Annotated in this window: 1 protein-coding gene; it reads right to left on the reverse strand. The window is 51.1% G+C overall.

What is annotated here, in order from left to right; genetic code table 11:
* Window positions 1-251: 251 nt before the first annotated feature.
* Entirely contained in the window at window positions 252-989 is a 738-nt protein-coding gene (locus WNB94_RS17135) for a DUF2321 domain-containing protein (protein WP_445819097.1), read from the reverse strand.
* Window positions 990-1092 lie beyond the last annotated feature (103 nt).

Below are 1092 nucleotides of genomic sequence, written 5' to 3' on the forward strand. Positions count from 1 at the left end.
GCCTAACTACCAAGGTAACCGGCGCCGGAGCCCGCTAGGGCGGAGGGCACAACCAAGGGCCATGAAAATGCCGAAGGCATGGCCCTTGGTTGCGTCCGCGTTGACCTGACAGTTAGGCTGGGGCGCGGAGTGGAAGGTTTTTGCATTATGACCGCCGTCAGTTTTGAGTGTTGCACTTCAGGTTTCAATCCACGCTGGTGCGCGTAGCAGAGGGCGTAGAGAGCATGGCGCCTTATTCAACGCTTAAGTTCTCAATTGCCACCCAGCCAGACTTGTTGGTGCATTCGCCAGAGGTGATTCTTATTTTTCGCCACATATCGATGCCGGCCATTTTTTCTGACTCGCCCGTTGGGATTACGGCAGTCCCAGCTAGGGCCGTACAGACGTGGTGCTTCGGATCTTGTGCAGCATCCAAACTCGGCTTGTCTACGACAAGCGTTGCTCCGGTCCTTGGATTGCGCAGCACATACCTTTTCTCCGGAGTTGTGGAGTCTCCGCCATAGTTGATAGTGATATTTCCTTGATTCGTCCCGATTGCAGGACTTTTGGCTCCAGATGTTGTGGCTTGTGATTTTTGCTCGCCTTGCGACGAAGCTGATGGAGGAAAGAATACTAAAGCTAAGCCAACGATTGAAGCAATTGAACCCCAGAGACCAATTTTTTTCCATGGTAGATAGACTTTTATGCCAAATAAATGGTTTGGAGAAATAAATTTGTATTTTATTGAGATTGGGTGGGTCGAGTTTTGACCAGGGGAAGCGATGCCCGCAGTTTTCGCAGTGGGTTGGCACAGGCGTAGGGAACCCAATAAAAACAGCCCCATCAGCGTGATAGTCGCCTGGAATAGGGCTGTGGCAGGCCGGGCATTCATGAATCGTCTTTTCGCCGCATGATGAGCAAAAATTTCGACGGAATTGCGGGGACGAGTTGAATCGGTCCGTAATTTGATGACCGTTCAAGCAAACTTGTTGGGTGTCGTAGTAGCCCATGAAAAAAAATATTGCCTGACGGCACAAGTTGATGAGAGCCTAACGAATGGGCAGATGCCTGTGTTTGCGAAGAGCCTAACTACCAAGGTAACCGGCGCCGGAG

Origin of the sequence: Aquabacterium sp. A3, from assembly GCF_038069945.1 — a bacterium.
Taxonomy (GTDB): Bacteria; Pseudomonadota; Gammaproteobacteria; order Burkholderiales; family Burkholderiaceae_C; genus Aquabacterium.